Genomic DNA, 18156 nt, shown 5'->3' on the forward strand with positions numbered 1-18156 from the left:
AATTGAAAGTAGAAAAAGTGGAAAATGAACCTGTAAGCTGGACAATATGCCGGGAATGCCAGGGACGCGGAAAAAAAAGCCGAAGAATAAGCAAAAAAACACGGCTTCTTTACCAGATTACATTGGAGGAATTTCAAAAAATACAAGGCAAAGGTACGGCACCGCTTCCGCCAAAAGGAAACCTGTATTCATGTCCAGACTGTTCCGGATCAGGGTTACAAGCTGTTGCAAATATTCCAGTAGCAAATAAAGAATTTCCACACATTGCTATTATTGGCGGCGGAATTGGTGGAATTGCTCTTGCGGTAGCGTGTTTGCATCGGGGAATTCCTTTTACACTGTACGAACGTGACAAAGACTTTAATGCGCGATCTCAGGGCTATGGACTCACTTTACAACAAGCCAGCAAAGCAATTCAGGGATTGGGGATTTTCTCTTTAAAAGATGGGGTGATTTCAACAAGGCATCTGGTTCATACTCCGGATGGGAAAGTAATTGCTGAATGGGGAACCAGAAAATGGCTTCAGTCTGATACAAAAACATCTTCCAAACGTACGAATGTGCATATTGCACGTCAATCTTTACGATTAGCTTTACTGGAGCAGCTTGGAGGAAGTAATCAAATACAATGGGGACATCAGTTAATAGATTTTAAGGAGTCTGAAAAAGGTGTTTGTCTCAGTTTTCAGGTTAATGGAAAAATTAAGAAAACACAAGCAGATCTTGTAGTTGGAGCCGATGGTATTCGAAGTTCTGTCCGAAAGCTGCTTATTGGAGAAACCACTACGCCTTTGCATTATCTGGGATGTATAGTAATTTTAGGTATCTGTCCATTACATGCTTTAGAACATCTTAATAGTCCTTTACTGGACTCGGCAACCATATTTCAGACTGCCAATGGCAACGAACGCATCTACATTATGCCTTATTCATCAGATTCAGTAATGTGGCAGCTTAGCTTTCCGATGGCTGAAGAAGAAGCTAAATCATTAAGTACTAAAGGAGCTAAGGCTCTCAAAGAAGAATCATGCAGAAGAACCCAATGGCACGATCCTATTCCTCAAATTGTATCAGCAACTGAGGAAAGCTGTATTTCCGGATATCCTGTTTATGACCGTGAATTGCTTAAACACAAATTACTGGAAAAATCAGGATCAGTAACACTGATTGGAGATGCTGCACACCCAATGAGCCCGTTTAAAGGGCAGGGTGCCAATCAGGCAATTCTTGACGCACTTACATTGGCACGAAGCATTTTTAAAGGATGCAGACCTTCATCTGACTGGAGAAAAGCAGGAATACGAAAAAGTGCACTAATGGAATTTGAATCAGAAATGTTAGAACGCAGTGCAATTAAAGTACAAGATTCCGCAGACGCTGCAAAGTTCCTGCATTCTGAAATTGTACTTCATGAAAGTGATGCGCCCAGAAGATGGTTCAAGAATGATCAATAATATTATCTTTTTAAACTTCTGTTCTTTTGCAAGCAATGCTGTCTTTTTGATGATCCAGTGAAATGCATTAGTCTTTGGATTTTACTTTAAAAATTAAAAGAAAATGTAATTTTTGTCATTCTAAACAGGCAGGAAAATATGAAATTTTGTCCCTTTATTCGGTTCTGATTCTGCATACATTACACCTTGATGATTCATCACAATTCTTTTGCAAAGTGCCAGCCCGATACCGCTTCCCGGAAAAATATGCTGTTCATGAAGACGTTTAAAGATTTCAAAAATCTGATTTTCATAATCCTTTTCAAAACCTATTCCGTTATCAGTAAAAGTAATATGATAGTAATTATCTGAAACAATCGCATCTCTAGTAATGTTCTCGAGATAAGTTCGGGCTACAGTTTCAACATTTATGTTAATTTCAGGGCGAGTACCCGCTTTTGTAAATTTAAGAGCATTACTCATCAGATTATAAAACAACTGATTCATCTGGAGTTTTGAAGCATTTACTACCGGAAGACTTTCTACAATTAATGTTGCATTTTTTTCCTGCGCAGCAATTTCAAAGTCATTCCACAAATCTTTAATTACCAGGTTTAAATTTACTGGCTTAAATGATTTTTCAGGATTAAGAAGACGTGAAAAAGCAAGCAAATCTGAGATCAACATGCTCATTCGTGCGCTGGAAGATGCAATTTTGCTGACAATTGTTTCAGGAGCCATGCTGGATTTTCCATCCTTAAGCAGTCCTGCAAAAATTTGAATCTTGCGTAGTGGTTCCTGAAGGTCATGACTCGCAACATAGGCAAATTGCGCAAGTTCATGATTAGAATGTTTAAGGGCATCGTTAGATTTTTCAAGTTCCAAATTTGAAATTTGCAGCTTTTTTAAAGTTGTCTCTAATTCAGATGTCCGCTGTTCTACCTCGTTTTCTAATGCAAGCTGTAATTGTCTTTGAATCGTTATATCCTGTGCTGTACCGTTTATTAGTAGAGGTTGACCTTCATCGTCAAAAAAAGTCTGACCAATTGAATGTATAATTTTTTCCCTGCCGGTGATCCCGTGAATTATTTTATATTCGGCTTCATATTTTCCGGAAGTTCCCTTTTTTGAGCAGCGAAAAAAGCTTCTTCCACTCTGTTTTGATCCGCTGGTATTATAACTGATCTTGCCTTTTCTGATGTCATTACGATCTCTTTAAAACCAAACATATCAGCGTGTCGTTGCGACATCGTGGTAACACCTGATTGCACATCCATCGACCATGTACCCAATTCGGCAAGTTCAACGGCAGAACGCATTACTGCTTCTGCCTGCTCTACTTTTCTTATAGAATCAAGTTCAGAGGTCACATCTGAACCAACATACAATACAGCATAAATATTTCCTTCTCCATCTAATAATGGGGTAAGGCTGACTTTATAAAAATGTGTTTCTTTTTCTTTTGTATTTAAGCCTGGAATCCCGCTGGCAGAGAAACTTCTTCCTGTTTGATAAACTTCTTTTACTGTTTTGAGAAAAGTTTCCGAACCATGATCTTTAAAAACATCAGAAAGCATTTTACCTTCAGGGTTGGCAGTTGTTCCGGCATAGGTAATAAAAGACTGGTTAGCATTCTTTATAATTAAATTTTCCCCAACAAATAAACTAACTGCAACTGGTGCTGCCGCAATTACCGCACGAAGATTAGATTCACTTTCACGAAGAGCCATTTCAGTTTTTTTACTCTGCGTTATATCTGTAGCATGAACAATGAGTCCAGCTACATTTCCGTTACTAATTATGTGTGGTGTATAAACAATACTAAGCCATCTGTCGGTCCCCATTCTTGAAGGTGCAAACATTTCATATTTTTCCTGCTGGCCCGAATAGGCAGTTTTAAGATGGGGCAGTACTTTCTCATAGCCTGCTTCTCCTATAAACTCCCGTACTGTTTTACCAATGGCTTCCTTTTCGCCAACCGAAAACCAATCCATAAAAACAGAATTATACGACTGATAACGCTGTTCCCGATCGAGATAAAAAATCATGGCGGGCACTGTATCCCTTAATAATTCCAGATGTGCCTCACTTTCTTCTAATGCTTTTTGCGCGTGAACTTGTGCTGTTACATCAATAGCAATATCTAATATGGCATCAATTTCCCCTGATTTATTTTTTATTGGCGTATAAGAAATATTATAATAATTATCTTTTAGTATTCCGTTTTGAACAATTTTGACAAGAGATGCAGGGGAAATAAAAGGAATGCCTGTTGTAAAAACATCATCGAGTATTTTAAGATAGGCCTGGCCCTCAGTAATAAGTTCAGGCATCACCTCACGTAGAGGCAGACCTTCAATATTCGGGCCTTTTCCAACAATATCTATAAAAGTCTGATTAGGATTTTCAACGATTAAATCACGACCTACAAACAAACCAATCCCGGCAGGAGCAGCAGCAATTAGGCTTTTTAGCCGTGCTTCACTTTCTTCCACCGCACGGCGACTCAAAACCTGCTTTGTTACATCAGTTGCTACAACAAGAAGATTGTTTGTTTTTTGAAATCCGTTTTTATTAACCTGATAGGTAAGATCTACATAAATATTTTCCAATGCTCCACTACGAAAAAGCTCAACCTCGACTTCTTTAGCTATATAAGGATTTCCTGTAATAATCACTTCTCTCAGAAGATCATCAAAACCCTGTCCTTGAAGTTCCGGCAGTGCCTTTAACAAAGGTTTCCCAATTAAATCTTCGCGGTTTCGTCCAACCAATTCACAGTAGAAAATATTTGCACTTTGAAAAATCAACTCATCATCAACGCTTAATGTCGCAATACCCACAGGTGAATCCTCAAAAATAGACGCAAACTCGCTTTTATTTGTTTCGATATTATCTAAGGTATAAGATGGGTTCTCTGTGCAGGTTACAAAAACCCCTTCAATGTTATTAAATGAAGTATACAATGGACTATAAGCTAAAGAAAGATGGAGACTCAATATGTCATTATTTCTAATTAATGTTAAGTCTAAAGCATCTTTTGATTTAAAAATACTATCATCAAGTATTGTATTTATAGTTTCAGCGATAGTATGCCAGTGAGAAGTTAATACTTTATCCATAGGCTGGCCCAATAAATCAGAAAATTTATCTCCAACTGTTAGATAGTTCTTAAATGAATCATTAAAAAAGAAGTGTTTTTTATTACCCCAGACAATAAACATAGCAACAGGAGAAGTAAGCATAATTCCTACCGCAGTCCTAAGACTTTCAGACCAATCTGAAACATGTCCCAAATCAACATGGTTTAAGTTACTTAGAAGAACACCTGTCTCTCCTCCGTTTTTTAAAAATGCGTATTCCAAACCACTATTCTCTTCCAGTACTTCCTTCATTTATTTCACTCTTATTACTAATGTGAAGGTAGTATAAATTTAGGTTTGAAGTCGTTGCTTTTTACTATTATTTATATCTGATTTTTCTCGGAAGAATAAAATAATTTACCGTTTGCATAATTCATAAATATATTCGAAACTAAAAATCTGTAAATTATGGAAAACCGTAAACACCGTATTTCTTTTACGTCGAACTTTAAGGTTATTAATGAAAGAATCAACTTAAAGTTGAATGTAAGGTTATTTAATTTCAAATTGAATTTATGCTAAAAAGAACTATTCTAATTGAAAACAAATTTTCTATTACGGCAAAAAACAATCAGCTGGTACTGAAATCAGAAATACGGGAGAGCACAATTCCTATTGAAGATATCGGATTTCTTGTTCTCGATCATAATGAAATCTACCTGAGTATTCCTGCCATGAATTTACTTGTTGAAAACAATACATCTATTGTAATCTGCGGAAAAAATCATCTTCCTAATGGCATGATTTTAAACCTCAACAGTCATCATATTCAGCAGGAAATTTTCAAAAATCAAATTGAAGCTTCCATACCATTAAAAAAACAATTATGGCAGCAAACCATAATTGAAAAGATTAAAAACCAGGGGCTGTTACTTGAAAAAATAACCAAATCCAAAAATAGTTTCCCTTTTTTGGCCAGTAAAGTATTGAGTGGCGATTCTTCTAACATGGAAGGAGTTGCTGCACAACAGTATTGGAAATACTTCCCCCGGCCACATTTAGATTTTGACGGAATCAAAAGGGAACGCTATGGGGACTATCCTAACAATTTTCTGAATTACGGTTACGCCATTTTAAGAGCCGCAACTGCCCGGGCGCTTTCCGGAAGCGGATTACTGAATACATTAGGAATTCACCATAAAAGTAAATATAATGCTTTTGCCCTTGCGGATGACATTATGGAGCCATTCCGGCCTATTGTTGATGAAAAGGTATTTGAAATTATGCAGTGTTTTGAGGAACAGGAATTAAACACCATTATTAAGGCTGAATTATTACAAATATTAACCCGAACAGTTTATTTTAAAGAGGAGAAAAGTCCTTTAATGATCGCTTTGCAAAAAACGGCAAGTTCGCTTCAACAATGTTTCACAGGAAATCGAAAAAAAATTAAATATCCTGCTTTATGGAACTTAACGGATATAGAATAATGTGGCTTTTTGTTTTTTTTGATCTCCCAACAGAAACAAAAAAAGACAGACGAAATGCATCTGGATTTAGAAATAATTTATTAAAAGATGGATTTTCGATGATGCAATATTCTGTTTATGTTCGCCATTGTGCCAGCGGCGAAAGTGCCGATGTTCATGAGAAAAGAATTCACAAATTGCTCCCACCTTTAGGAAAGGTAAGCATACTTCGCATAACCGACAAACAGTTTGGTAATATTTTGAATTTCTGGGGTAAAGCAGCTGTACCGTCTGCACCTCAGCCCACACAATTAGAATTGTTTTAACGATTAGCAAAAAAAGTATCTGATACCAACTTTTCAGGATTCAAATCAATGTAATTACTAATGTTGTGATATGATTTATCGTTTCGAATGATATGATCGTGAAAAGAACGCTGCCAGGAAAAATCTTCAAAACCAGCCCTATGAATCAATTTTGATGATGTGGTTTTAAACGCTCCTATTAAACCTGATAATGATTTTATTTTGATTTCCTGTACGGACAGCTCGCGAGCTGTCCCTTCTGTCCCTATTAATAATTTATTCTTATCAATTTCTATAATCATATGAACATGATTGGGCATTACAACATAATTATGAATTTCAACATATTTATATTGTTCCTCCAGCCATTCAATTTGCTGCTTTACGATTTTTCCAAATTCATTCAAATCCATTTTTAGATCTGCACAATTATTTTCGAACTGATTTTCATTGGAATGATTTTCATTGGAATGATTTTCATTGGAATGATGTACGGACAGGTCACGACCTGTCCCCACAGATCCAAAACAACAAATTCTATCCTGAACACATATCGTGACGAAATATAAATTATCGCTGGAATAATCAAATCCCTGCATTCTATTTCTTTTTCTATTTTTCATTATCCTTCAATTTATAATTGCATTTACCAAACATGCATATCAGTACGGACAGCTCGCGAGCTGTCCCTTCGCAGACCAATCATTATTTGATGATAAAAATATTGAAATTCAAATTATTACAAACAAAAAAATGCTTCAATCCTGGGTTATCAATCCAAAAAAGAAGCGTTTTTTATACGATATTTCAATTTAACCCTATGATTATCAAAAGGAAAAAGACCAACTAAAATATCGTGTTTTATAATCTTTAATCAAATCGAAAAATCCGAAATATACTAATGAAACCGATTATCACTATTTTTTGATTAACAAAGTACGGACAGCTCGCGAGCTGTCCCTTCGCAAACCATCATGATCATGATAAAAACATTCAAATTCAAATTATTACAAACAAAAAAATGCCTCAATCCTGGGGTATCAATCCAAAAAAGAGGCATTTTTTTATACGATATTTCGATTCAACTATATGATTATCAGAAGGAAACAGGCCAACTAATATCGTGTTTTCTAATCTTTAATCAAACCACAACTAAGGAATTTGGACGCTGTGAAATAAGATAAATATCGTGTTTTCTAATCTTTAATCAAACCACAACAAGAACCGCCTAAAGCCATTATAGCTGCCAAATATCGTGTTTTCTAATCTTTAATCAAACCACAACAAGCCAGGTAAAAACTTTAAAGCTCTAAAAAATATCGTGTTTTCTAATCTTTAATCAAACCACAACAGTTTTGCCTTTTACCCAATAAAAAAACCAATATCGTGTTTTCTAATCTTTAATCAAACCACAACACATATTCATTTTCATGTACATCACCTACTAATATCGTGTTTTCTAATCTTTAATCAAACCACAACCGTTCGTGAATAATAGGACACCGATTTTCAAATATCGTGTTTTCTAATCTTTAATCAAACCACAACTGTAGGCGCAAGAAAAATTATAAATGGAACAATATCGTGTTTTCTAATCTTTAATCAAACCACAACTGTTGGGGTGCAGTTTTGCCATTCATATAAAATATCGTGTTTTCTAATCTTTAATCAAACCACAACGAAATAAGGATATCTATCATGCGAATTCATAATATCGTGTTTTCTAATCTTTAATCAAACCACAACTATGCTTCATCAATTAAAGGATAGAATACTAATATCGTGTTTTCTAATCTTTAATCATACCACAACTGACTTTGATAAAACAGTTTTCACCGGATGAATATCGTGTTTTCTAATCTTTAATCAAACCACAACCCGCATTCATTTATTCCGTAATGTTCTATCAATATCGTGTTTTCTAATCTTTAATCAAACCACAACACAGTTTTTACATGTATCACGTCCTCTACTAATATCGTGTTTTCTAATCTTTAATCAAACCACAACGAATTACACTTTGAATATTAAACCGTTGTAATATCGTGTTTTCTAATCTTTAATCAAACCACAACCAGCATGGGGTTGTAAAACTATAGAAGATAAATATCGTGTTTTCTAATCTTTAATCAAACCACAACTATTTCCGAAAACATTATTAAGGTTTCTAAAATATCGTGTTTTCTAATCTTTAATCAAACCACAACTTGTACCGCTGAAGATATTGAAAACGACTTAATATCGTGTTTTCTAATCTTTAATCAAACCACAACCTGTTAGCGATGTTTTTGCAAAGCTTGCTAATATCGTGTTTTCTAATCTTTAATCAAACCACAACAATGCAATAGTACATCTGCAATTAATTACTAATATCGTGTTTTCTAATCTTTAATCAAACCACAACTAACTTTCAAAACATGTTCGTGAAACATCCAATATCGTGTTTTCTAATCTTTAATCAAACCACAACAGAGGACGTGAATTAGTTAAGATAAAAATAAATATCGTGTTTTCTAATCTTTAATCAAACCACAACTATCCATTTCAACCAAACGCTCTTTTAATGAATATCGTGTTTTCTAATCTTTAATCAAACCACAACTTATCTAAATCAAACCTTTCACGCATCATGAATATCGTGTTTTCTAATCTTTAATCAAACCACAACAATTACCTGCCTATAGGTTGTTTGACAGGAATATCGTGTTTTCTAATCTTTAATCAAACCACAACCATGTTGCTCTAACGTATGGATTGACTCCGAATATCGTGTTTTCTAATCTTTAATCAAACCACAACCCAATACCAGAACGTGACGGAAAACTACGTAATATCGTGTTTTCTAATCTTTAATCAAACCACAACTGTGTTGGCACCGGATTATCTTTTACAGACAATATCGTGTTTTCTAATCTTTAATCAAACCACAACTTATTATGATGAATGCGTACAGACTAAAAAAATATCGTGTTTTCTAATCTTTAATCAAACCACAACTCAGTTCCCGAACATAATGCTTTGACCGGAAATATCGTGTTTTCTAATCTTTAATCAAACCACAACTAAGTAACCAATAAAATAAAATTATTATGAAATATCGTGTTTTCCAATCTTTAATCAAACCACAACAGGAGAACTGTAATTACCTCCGGTATTACTAATATCGTGTTTTCTAATCTTTAATCAAACCACAACCCTATTGCTTCTGTGATTTCTTCTTTTTTAATATCGTGTTTTCTAATCTTTAATCAAACCACAACGGAAAATCCGTTGGCAGAAAATCAGGATGATTTTCCGTTGTGGTTTGAGCTGTTTAAGAGATTGAAAAACTTATGTCAAAGAACTTATTTTCATCTGTTATAGAATTATGACTTTACCTAATGAATTAATTTTAAATTCTTTATTATTTAGCAAAAAATCACAATTTGATACTCTCAACCTTAACCAAGGAACTGGATTGTCGAAATCAATTTGAGAATTCTTTAAATTGTTTTCAGCCATAAATTTAACAATTGTTAATTCTTCTTTATTGGAACTACTTTGTTGCATTGCAGTTTTATGATGTCTAAATTGAATCCTTCCATCACCTTCAAAGCCTATAACTTTATATAATCTCTTTGTTAGATCTGTATCATTCAAGTCATTTAATTCTTCTGTTCTTTCTTTATAAAATAAAACTAAATCACCTTTTTTAACTTCATATTTTAAAGGCAATTGAGATTTTAAATGAATTAGAGGAACTAATGTATTGTTGTTATTATTTTTATTGCTTAGCTTATAATAATTTCCAGCATCTAAATAATTAACCGGTTCAAAACTTCTTTTAGTATTACCTTTTTTATCAATTCCTTCATAAATTGCCATTGCAAAATTTTCATCATTTTGTCCATAAACTTTTTGTTTGTGTTCGTGACGTGATTTTGACAATAAACTATGCTCTTTAATGTGTAAAGGATTTTTGACTGAATTAGCGTAAATTCTAACTTTCTTTATCGGAACTTGCTTTTTTTCATTCATCCAAACCTTTTTATTCTCGGCAATTTTATTTTTCTGTTGCGCATTCGAAGAAAGTAATAAAACTTTATTGGCAATGGCTTCTTTTACTTTCTCTTTTACAGTTTCATCAACAATGTTTTCAATATCGTTGGCTTTTAAACTTTCTAAATCTTTACGGATAACATAACGAATTTCATCAGTTTTTAATGGATTTTTAATCGCTCCATAAATACTATCCTGATGCAAAGAACCTCTTATCGTATCTCCCTGATGCAATCTTGGGACTTTTTCTCCTTTTTCGTTTAACTTATAAATTACATTCCCATTCGCATCTTTTTTTGGTATTGCTTTTCCTTTTTCATCACGCTCTATTTCGGCTACATATTGCTTTTTCCCACGAACTCTAACAATCTTTTTAGACTGTTTTTTAACATTGTCAGGAGTGTAATGCGAAACTAAAATTTCCTCTTCAATTTTTAGTAAATCTTCTTTGAAGGTCTTCCAAGGTTTGGCTTGTTCTATTATAGCTTTTGCCTCTTTTTTGTTTTGCTCGTCTTCCAATTTCCATGCGTGAGCCAAAACATCGTATTTGTCTTTGGTCATACAGGCAATCGTTATGGCATCAATTGTATGGTGTGTATGTTTACTTCGGTCTTTTTCTTTGTATTGCTTGAATCCGTTTTCATCAATATAACTTTCCTGAATTCCCCATTGTTTTCTAAATTCGGCGACCATACCACCTTTTACGCTTTCTACTCTTTTAAAATACGATTTTAAATAAGCTTGCGCATATTTGGTAATAATTCCTGTATCCGGGATTTGGCTGTTTTTGAATCCAACCTTTGATTCTTTCCAAATAAATCTATCATATTTTCCTTGAAGATAATCTCGTTTCAAAGTCAGGTAATGCCTTCTTCTTATTTTTTTATCTTTTATTTCTTTTGTTGATGCTGCTTTTATGGAACGGCTAATTATCTCGATTTCTCTTGATAAATTATCTGCTTCTTCTTTCCAATGCGCAATTCTTGGTAAAATTTCCAAATGATTACTTAACTCAATTGGCATTTTTTGCTTTTTTATTTCTCTGTTAAACCTCTGACTACAAAGCGTTTTATTCATTTGAGAATTATCCTGTGAAATACTTCTTGGAATGGTATGCTCTATATCATAAGCAGGATTACTCCCTATTATATCACATATCCGTATATTTTTGCCTTGTTCGTATATCTCACATTTATCTTGCTCAATCCAAAGCTGATATCTTAGAATATCGTCTTCCGTTGGTTCTACTTCTTTACCACATTCATCCAAATACAATTTCTTGATTTCTTTTATGGCATTGTCTCTGAAATCTTTATTCTCCTTTTGATAATCCTGAATTCCCTTTCTTCGATTCGCATCATTCAATTCACGAGCCATCTCAATGTGAATTCTTGTGTTTTCATCAACTTCACCTTCAAGAATAAGCGTATTCAAAACTTTTCGCAATTGATGCAAAGCTCGCATTGCCATAGGATTTTTAATGGATGAAGTCAAAGGGCTTCCTAAAACTACTTTTTCATTTCCAAACTCATCTTTGATAATTTTCTTTTTGAAAACCTCGATATCTGATGGATGATATAGTTTTTTTAGCCTATTATTTACTTTCTTTTCCTTCTCCTGGTCTGTTCCTTTTTCTTCACTACAAAATACTTGACCAGTTTCATTTTCTCCTTTCAGAAATTCTAAAACTTTTTCATCTAATCTCTTTATTTTGATGAACTCATATTTCTTTAATTGATCGATAAAAATTGGTAACAAATGATTGAAAATGGCTTGTTGCTCTCTTTCATCCTCCATCTTATTTGATTTGTAAAAACCAAGTAATTTTTTCTTCAAATCATTTGCAAATTCTGGTTCTGCTTCATTTGAATAATATACTTTTTTACCATCTTCATTTTCAGTTTTATATTCTTTTATTAAACCATTAACTACTTCCAACAAACCTTTTTCAAAAGTGTAATTTTCAATAATTTCTGCGATTTTATTTTGAATATAGTTTCTTTGTTCAACATCCTTCCAAATTTCGGCATCCACAATAGTTGAAATGTTTGCCATAAATACTGCGTGAGAATACAAAAGCCCTTCTTTTAGATAAGGCAAAATTTTAGTGATTGCAGATAAACTCAAACTGGCAAAATCTTTTTTCAATTTTATTTTACTAAAAGCTTTTGCACTTTTATCATCTAATCCTAATTTTTCTTTTGCATATTCATATAAATAAATATCCGAAGTCGAAACAGAAAGCAAATGCCACAAATCTTTGTAATCAACGGTTTTGGTTACTTCTTCTTTTTTTGCATTTAATGTTTGATAGGTGAATGTTTTTATTTTCCAATCGTCCCCGACAGAATTTTTCAACGAAGCTGAAACCTGGCAAGCAGAAACAGTATCAGTTGATTTGTAGTTAAACCAATAAAAATACTCGTTCTTCTTTGAGGATTTATAGAAGCCAAAACTTGCTCCTTTTTCAACAAGCTCTTTGGCTAAAATTTCAAAATTAAAATCGTTCTTTCTGTAGAATTTCGGAATCAATTTCAATTTCTCTTCTTGTGTCAGAAAACGCAATGTTTTTTCGCTTTGGGTTCCAATCTTAATGGTGTTCAAATACGTCCACATTCTGTACTCCTCAAAATCCGGATGAGTGATTGCGCAACGTGATTTGCTTTTTTCAAAAGAACACTTACCAATCAAGCTTTTCTGTGATTTTAATGGTCGCTGAAAGAAAATGGCTTTATACAAATCTTTGGCTAAACCTGTAAATTTCTTTTCGGGTAATTTTTCGGTATTATCAATTCCTTCTATTCCCTGAACTTCACAAATTATTTCAAATTCTTTAAGATAATGTTCTTCCCTTGAAGTATATTGATTTCTGATTTTTCCTTTGTTATAAAGACTAAAAAAAAATTGCCCAAAAGTCTTAAAATTCCGATCAAGCATTGCTTGTGAAATATCTTTTATTTCACCTTTTACTTTTCCTAAATCATCTTTTTTATTTAATCTGGCAATGAGTTCTTCTTTACATTTCTCAATATCTCCTTCATTTTTCTTTGTTATGGCAACTAAAGAATTATAAAGTGTTTTCAGTTTTTTTTCACCTTCATCTAAATCTTTTTTAAAAACAACTTTTTCAGTTAATTCTATGATTCCTATATTCAGATAATAACCATTTAATTCTTCCAAAATCAAATTTGTGTTATCTAAATCCTCAATTAAAGCTTGGATTTGGGGATTATGTTCTTCGAAAACTCCTTCTGCTGATTGGTCAAGTCTGTTACTCAAAAATCCTCTTCTTTGGGCAATATGGTAGAAAGCTCGTCCAAGTTCAAATAAAGCTACTTTTTGTTTACTGGCTCTATCCCTAAAAACATAAGGATTAATATTATCGCCATCGCTGGTTTTCAACCACTTCAGAAATTCAGGATTAAGCGGATATTTTTTAAAACCAGATTTTTTCCATTCTTCAACTTCTTCAATCGACAAAGGACACATCCCATTTACAGAAAGAACTTTTAAAGTTTCGTATTTCCTTAATTTTCTACGGTATTTTATTTTTCTTGCACTTCTGTAACCTGTTCTTTCAGCAGCACGCGAACTTTCAATACCTTTTTCAGATTTTACTCCTTCGGAAAATATCCTAACTCCTTTATCAATAATTTGCTCCTTGCCTTCATTTTCAGTATCTCTAATCGCCCACCCAATCGAGTTCGTTCCTAAATCTAATCCTAAAATTTTTGCCATATCTCCTAAATTTTAAACACGAACGAAATATAAGACAAAATAAATTAAGACAAATACGGTTTTCCTTATTCAAACTAATTTACTTTTTCTCTACATTTGTAACTGATTAAAATTTCTAATCTTTAATCTTATCACAATAAGGCTATATGCCGTAGATGAAAATCTTTAGTCCTGCTTCGGTGGGACTTTTTTATTTAGAAAAAAAAAAATAAGATTCTCTCTTAGAGATAATTAGATAAAATATTCCCTAATCCTGCTTGATAAAATAGAGTTGCTGCGGATTATTTGCAATGGCTATTAAAGCATTGTAAATGTATTGCGTTACCAAAGCGCCTCCCTGACTATTTATGAAATCAATATCGTCTTCGGGTGTATGGTATTGTGGGTGGCCTCCGGTATGAAATCCCACAGCAGATATACCAGCTTTATAAAACGAGACATGATCAGAGCCTCCTACTTCACCCGCATGCACAACTGGATTAAGGTTACTGGTTTCTCCTAATTTCTTCATCAATTCTACTCCATCTGGAAAAGTTCCGGCACCTCCCATGTAAATTTGCTTTTCTTCATTTAGCCTTCCCACCATATCCATATTCAACATTACTTTTACAGCCTCTTTTTGAACCGGCAAATGAGATACGAAATATTTAGAACCTAACAGTCCCTCCTCTTCACCACTAAAAGAGATAAAAATGATACTTCTTTTGGGCTTGACTTTAGCTTTTGATAATTCCTCAAGTATACAGAGTAAAGCCGAAACTCCTGAAGCATTGTCATCTGCTCCGTTATGAATTGCGAAAGCTTCTTTCTTTTTACTGCCTGAATTTTGTCCTCCCCATCCCCAATGATCATAATGAGCGCCTATTACTATATATTCGTTCTTCAGTTTTTCATCGGAACCTTCAAGATATCCGACAACATTTTGAGTCGAAACACTATCTGATTTCATCTTGTTTATTCCTTCTTTCACAAAAAGGCTGAAAGGCTGATAATAATTATTATCAAATTTTTTTAAACCGTATTTCTTAAAATATTTTTTGATGTAAGCAGCCGCTTCATTATTGCCTTTGGTTCCCGGAAAACGCCCTTCTAACTTATCCGAAGAAAGGTATTTGTCGTGTTTATAGAATGTCTGTGCCAAATTGTTTTTTTGGGCATTTACAATCATGCTGAAAAGAAAAAAACTTAAAACAATTCTAAAACTTATATTTTGCAAAAACTTCATAATTTTATTCTGATTGTCTAAACATTACTAACTTCGTTAAAAGTCACTTTGAGTTCGAAGATTTTATTCATTAGTTAAAAACAAGACATTTTTTTCATTCTTTTTTTTTAAATCAAAAGTAGTGTGCTTAATAAATATACGATTATACGTATATAATATATGTACCTTTTTATCTGAGGTCTGGATAATGGCGGGATAACTGAATTCGCCTTCTTTTTGATTTTCTAAATCAAATAATTTCTTCCATGACACACCATCATTAGAATATTCTACATCGAGAACATTTCTTCCGTTAAACCAGTCTTTACCCATCTTTAAAGGATTATTAACCAATAAAAATGATTTATTCGATAAAGTTAGTGCATCTACTCCCGAATTCGAATTCACAACGTTTATACTGTCTGTTTTCTGCCAGGTTTTGCCATTATCTTCTGACAAGCTTGAAATCAATTTATTGTGCCTGCTTCGTGATAAAATCTGAATCTCTTTAGCCGAATGAACTAAAAAAGTGGGCTGTATGATATCAAAATTCTTCCTGTCATTAATATCCGTTATTGTCCAGCTGTCTGTTGCTTCGGTGTACGTTTCTATAAATACTCTCCATTTATTATCATCGATACTTTCGATACTGCTTCCGCATAAAATAACTCCGGGAGTAGTTTCCAGAGGTTTGTTTCGAATTGGCCCTAATATTCCTTTTGGAAGATATTTTGCCTCGCTCCAGGTGTTTCCGTTATCTTTAGAAACTATCATGGCTCCAAACCATTCTCGTGGATTTTTCCCCCATTTATAAAACAAATATAAATTTTGAGCCTTACTTTTAAATAAAACCGGATTCCAGCAAGGCAGTGTATCTCCATTTTTAATTAATGGTTCAACAATTTTTTTAGAGGCCGACCATTTTTTTTGTTTATAAGAAGACATATAAATACTGACATCTTTCGCACCTTCATATTTTCCGCCAAACCAGGCAGCCAAGAGAACGTTAGGTTCTACTTCAACCAATGTTGAGGCGTGGCTCATTGTTGTAACAGGATTTTCGGTAATGTAATTTTGAGTGATAGTAACGGCTTCCGGAATAGTTTGTAATGACCTACAGGAAAAAGCTGTCAGAAGGAATAACAGCACTACACAATTAAATTTCAAAGGCATTTTCATTTCGCAATTAATTTTTTCAATTCACCCACCAAAACACCAGAAACATTCCAATGGTTTGTGCTGGGACCTTCATTTGGACCTTGTTCTATAACTACTTCTATTATATGATTGCCCTTAGGAAGCTTCATTGGAATAACATAAGGAGGTGTTAATGTACCCGGACACCAATTTGAACGACTTAAATCACTGGAAGATAATCCATCAGGGAAATTTCCTGAAGCAGGATTAGATAATCGATACGTTGCACAATCAGTTCGCCAGGGATAACTTTAAAAACTTCCTGACCATCAACCAATATTTTATTCATTCTTGGTACAAACTCATCTCCATTTTCCCAGCCACCATGACCTGTTGTGGTATACAAAAGTTGTAAGTTTTGTACCTCATCCTTAATTTCGAAATTTACTTTTAAAGTATCATTCGCAAAAAGACCTCCATAATTTTGACCCGACATTTCCATAGTATTTACTGTTGAAAATAAAGGCGCTACATACTTTTTCTTAGCGGGTTTGTCTTCTTTATTGTTCATCGATGGATAAACATCTAACTCAAGACTTATTGTATGTCCTCCAGCATCATAATTCCCAATAAAAACACCCATCCAGATTTCATCTTCATCAATAGGAATAAGAGATGTGACGTCTTCTTTATAAACAACTTCTTTTACCCAGTTGTAATTATTTATTTTTCGCTTATCATTAAAATAATTAACTCCAAATGGTGTGAAAAAACGAAGTATTTCTATTGCAGGTTTATAGTTTTTTTCTTTTTTAATTCCCTGATATTTATTTTTTTGATTGTCTGTATAAACTGGTAATCTGTCTAATCCATTTAAATAAGCATCTAATAATGTAGTTGTGTTTCCATTATTTTTTGAAATAATGAATACTGAACCAGTCCTGTCATACGCATCCCCATTAGACTTACACGTTAATTTTGCAAAAATCGAACTGCTGTTTCTAAGTTCTGGAGTAATTTTTATCTTTTTCAAAACCACACTTCCTTTAGAAAAATGAAAAACCTTGTCTGCAATAAGGTCTTTCTCATTTGGAATTACTGACTTAGGGTCGTAATTTATGTTTTCATTCTCAAAAACATGTAATTTAGTATATCTGGAGTTAATGAGAATTTCTTCAAATTCTGACTTATCTACTACTATTGTCTTATCATCATAATTAACAAGTGGCTGAAAATTTTTAACTTTAGTGATAGCATTGGCTGTCAAGGTCTGATTGCCATTGTAAACCATTTGCAGTACAAGTGCATTTTTATCAGGCAAATAATTACTATTAGGAGTTCCTTTTGCAGCAGCTTTTTCAGTAAACCAGACATCAATTCTATTTGAAAAATAAGAAAAAGAAACATGTTTACAATGATATCCCAGTATCACACGGGTATCATTTTCTTTTTTAGGAACAGGCAGACTGTCAAATGGAGTTATTTTTTTGAAAACAGTATTTCCATTCTTAATGGTGCTAACGTTATAATTGTTTTTTAAATCAATGTATTGCTGTATTTTATCAGTAGGTTTTGATAAAAAAATGATTTGATTGTGTACATAGATTTCGGTATTCCCTTCTGTTTTTTTTCCGTTTTCGAATTTATCATACGTAATTTTATATACATCTGATTTGGTTTGTGCAACGAGTGTTAAAGAAAAAAACAATAATATGGCACTAAAAAATTTTATCATGTATGCAGAATAAT

General features: G+C 33.5%; 9 protein-coding genes, 1 pseudogene and 1 CRISPR repeat array. Of the genes and pseudogenes, 3 read left to right on the top strand and 7 right to left on the bottom strand.

The genetic code is table 11. The features are described 5' to 3' along the window. Positions 1–2: 2 nt before the first annotated feature. Positions 3–1454: an FAD-dependent oxidoreductase gene (locus P5P89_RS01030; protein WP_278010350.1), complete on the top strand. Its 1452-nt coding sequence runs from the start codon at positions 3–5 to the stop codon at positions 1452–1454. A gap of 120 nt (positions 1455–1574) precedes the next feature. Here the strand turns inward: P5P89_RS01030 and P5P89_RS01035 are convergent, their stop codons facing one another. Beyond that, positions 1575–2318 (bottom strand): sensor histidine kinase, encoded by a 744-nt coding sequence (locus P5P89_RS01035; RefSeq protein ID WP_278010351.1) that lies wholly within the window; start codon positions 2316–2318, stop codon positions 1575–1577. A gap of 200 nt (positions 2319–2518) precedes the next feature. After that, the gene (locus tag P5P89_RS01040; RefSeq protein ID WP_278010352.1) at positions 2519–4828 is read right to left on the bottom strand and encodes a PAS domain-containing protein; all 2310 of its coding nucleotides are present in this window, start codon (positions 4826–4828) and stop codon (positions 2519–2521) included. Positions 4829–5091: 263 nt separating this feature from the next. On the opposite strand from P5P89_RS01040, the gene cas1 reads away from it, so the two are divergent. Beyond that, positions 5092–6006 carry a type II CRISPR-associated endonuclease Cas1 gene (cas1, locus tag P5P89_RS01045; RefSeq protein WP_278010353.1) on the top strand — a complete coding sequence of 305 codons (915 nt, stop codon included), beginning with the start codon at positions 5092–5094 and terminating at the stop codon, positions 6004–6006. Beyond that, entirely contained in the window at positions 5982–6311 is a 330-nt protein-coding gene (gene cas2, locus P5P89_RS01050) for a CRISPR-associated endonuclease Cas2 (protein ID WP_269236691.1), read from the top strand. Before cas1 ends, cas2 begins: the two co-directional genes overlap by 25 nt. On the opposite strand, the gene P5P89_RS01055 is transcribed toward cas2, so the two are convergent. From P5P89_RS01055 to P5P89_RS01080, 5 genes and pseudogenes are all read right to left on the bottom strand, one after another. Next, positions 6308–6913, bottom strand: a complete 606-nt coding sequence (locus P5P89_RS01055) for a transposase (protein WP_278010354.1) — start codon at positions 6911–6913, stop codon at positions 6308–6310. The genes cas2 and P5P89_RS01055 overlap by 4 nt on opposite strands. 494 nt (positions 6914–7407) lie before the next feature. Beyond that, positions 7408–9550: a CRISPR direct-repeat array (repeat unit 36 nt; unit sequence AATATCGTGTTTTCTAATCTTTAATCAAACCACAAC). Between the two features lie 97 nt (positions 9551–9647). Further along, on the bottom strand, positions 9648–14066 hold the full coding sequence (gene cas9 / locus P5P89_RS01060) for a type II CRISPR RNA-guided endonuclease Cas9 (protein WP_278010355.1): 4419 nt from the start codon (positions 14064–14066) through the stop codon (positions 9648–9650). Between the two features lie 247 nt (positions 14067–14313). Further along, on the bottom strand, positions 14314–15207 hold the full coding sequence (locus P5P89_RS01065; protein WP_278010356.1) for a M20/M25/M40 family metallo-hydrolase: 894 nt from the start codon (positions 15205–15207) through the stop codon (positions 14314–14316). 147 nt (positions 15208–15354) lie between these two features. Next, positions 15355–16443, bottom strand: coding sequence for a sialidase family protein (locus tag P5P89_RS01070; protein WP_278010357.1), 1089 nt, complete (start codon positions 16441–16443; stop codon positions 15355–15357). A gap of 2 nt (positions 16444–16445) precedes the next feature. Continuing rightward, positions 16446–18142 (bottom strand): annotated as a pseudogene (locus tag P5P89_RS01080) (PNGase F N-terminal domain-containing protein). Positions 18143–18156: the final 14 nt, after the last annotated feature.

The organism is Flavobacterium gyeonganense (genome assembly GCF_029625295.1).
Lineage (GTDB): Bacteria > Bacteroidota > Bacteroidia > Flavobacteriales > Flavobacteriaceae > Flavobacterium > Flavobacterium gyeonganense.

What these genes read in the sequence shown, in the direction of transcription:
- P5P89_RS01040 (WP_278010352.1), bottom strand. Translation starts at nt 4,828, where the DNA reads ATGAAGGAAGTACTGGAAGAGAATAGTGGTTTGGAATACGCATTTTTA.
- cas1 (WP_278010353.1), top strand. Translation starts at nt 5,092, where the DNA reads ATGCTAAAAAGAACTATTCTAATTGAAAACAAATTTTCTATTACGGCA.
- cas2 (WP_269236691.1), top strand. Translation starts at nt 5,982, where the DNA reads ATGGAACTTAACGGATATAGAATAATGTGGCTTTTTGTTTTTTTTGAT.
- P5P89_RS01055 (WP_278010354.1), bottom strand. Translation starts at nt 6,913, where the DNA reads ATGAAAAATAGAAAAAGAAATAGAATGCAGGGATTTGATTATTCCAGC.
- cas9 (WP_278010355.1), bottom strand. Translation starts at nt 14,066, where the DNA reads ATGGCAAAAATTTTAGGATTAGATTTAGGAACGAACTCGATTGGGTGG.
- P5P89_RS01070 (WP_278010357.1), bottom strand. Translation starts at nt 16,443, where the DNA reads ATGCCTTTGAAATTTAATTGTGTAGTGCTGTTATTCCTTCTGACAGCT.